Consider the following 1,629-nt stretch of genomic DNA (forward strand, 5'->3'; position numbering starts at 1 on the left):
AGAACCGTTATGGGGTTCCTTACTTTAGCTTGTTGATTGTGGCGGTGATTTCCATTGGGATCTGTGCCACAGGGGCTACTTTTGGCGTGATCATGACGGTGTTCTCCTTGACCAACACCATCGGCGAGCTGCCCAACACGGTATCTCCTATCTTTGCCTATCGGAAATACCCCAAGAACTGTGACCACTCTCCGGTGAAGATGCCTAGTAAACTGGCAGCGGTTCTCTCGGTGACCACTTTTGTCATCTGCGTCTATCTGTGCGGAGCTATGGTGCTGACACTGGGGCCAAAGGAGCTGGGAGTGACGGCGGCGGTTTATCTGCTGGGCTATATCTACTTCTTCCTGCGAGTGCGTTACCTGAGACAGAGGGAAGGATATGACTTGGTAGAGGAGTTGAAGAAGCCTTATGGACCTTGGCTGGAGAGAGAGCAATCTCTGTAGGAAAAGTGAGAGGAGGATGAGGGATGGAAGACAATTGGCAAGAACTTTTGCGCACAGAGCGGGAACGGTTCCCGGTGTTGCGGGATAGCGTATATCTGGAGACGGCGGGGACCGGTTTGATACCCGACTATGTCTACGAGGGTGTGAAAAAATACCAGGACGACCGTTATTACATAGGAGGAGATTCCGACTGGGGAGACGGCAAGGGAACCCTGGATATGATGTGGGAGTCCAAGGAGAGCTTAGGGCAGATGATCCACGCCCAGCCAGAGGACCTGGCCTTTGGGAACAATTCGTCCCAGATGTTCAACCTCTTTGTGCAGGGGATTGGACTGCAGCCGGGGGACAATGTGGTGCTGACCACCGACGGATGGATCGGAACCCGCTATGCCTGGCAGTTCCAGGAACAGTACGGCGTACAGCTTCGCTATGTTCAGCCAGAGAGAGGGGTGGTGACCCCAGAGAGGCTGTTGGCACAGTGCGATGAGCGGACGCGGGCGATCTCAGTCAATTATGTGGAGAGTACCACGGGATTTCGGGTGGATGCGGCTGCCATTGGCCGGTGGTGCCATGAAAAAGGTATCTGGTTCGCTGTGGACGGAGTGCAGGCGCTGGGCATTCTGTCTGTGGATGTGGTGCGGGACCAGATTGACTTCCTGGTGGGCAGCGATTACAAATGGATGATGCACTACAGTGGGCTGGGATATGCCTACGTCAGTCCCAGGCTTCGAAGGCATCTCAGACAATGGGGAGCCGGGTGGATGTCAGACAGCGAGCGTTTTTGCACGTCTAAGGCGCACCTTACCTTGAGAGAGGATGCGGGGCGGTATGAGCTGGGCTATCCCACTGTGGGGGGGATCTTTGCCCTGGGGATGGTGGCACGCCATTATCTGGATTTGGGTGAGAGACGGCTCGAAGATCACATGCTGGATCTGATGGAGGTTCTGTACACAGAGGTGGAGAAGATTCCCGGGGCTCAGATCTGGAACAAATATCAGAGGAAGAACCGCTCCACCATCACAGTGGTTCTCCTGTCAGAGGAGCTTCAGGTGACTCAGGAGAAATTGGACCGGGCACGGGTGAAGGCGCATCTGCAGGACGGAGCGGCCTACGGTGCCTACCAGTGTATGAGAATCAGCCTCCACTATTACAATAACCGGGAGGATATCCTGGCCTACTGCCAGGC

Annotated in this window: 2 protein-coding genes; both read left to right on the forward strand. The window is 55.1% G+C overall.

Features of this window, described 5'->3' with window-relative positions:
* On the forward strand, window positions 1–443 hold a 443-nt coding region (locus Q4P78_RS08565; RefSeq protein WP_303339960.1), incomplete at its 5' end, for a hypothetical protein.
* Window positions 444–466: 23 nt separating this feature from the next.
* On the forward strand, window positions 467–1,629 hold a 1,163-nt coding region (locus Q4P78_RS08570; RefSeq protein ID WP_303339961.1), incomplete at its 3' end, for an aminotransferase class V-fold PLP-dependent enzyme.

It is taken from the genome of Rothia sp. (in: high G+C Gram-positive bacteria), from assembly GCF_030540545.1.
Classification (GTDB): Bacteria; Actinomycetota; Actinomycetes; order Actinomycetales; family Micrococcaceae; genus Rothia.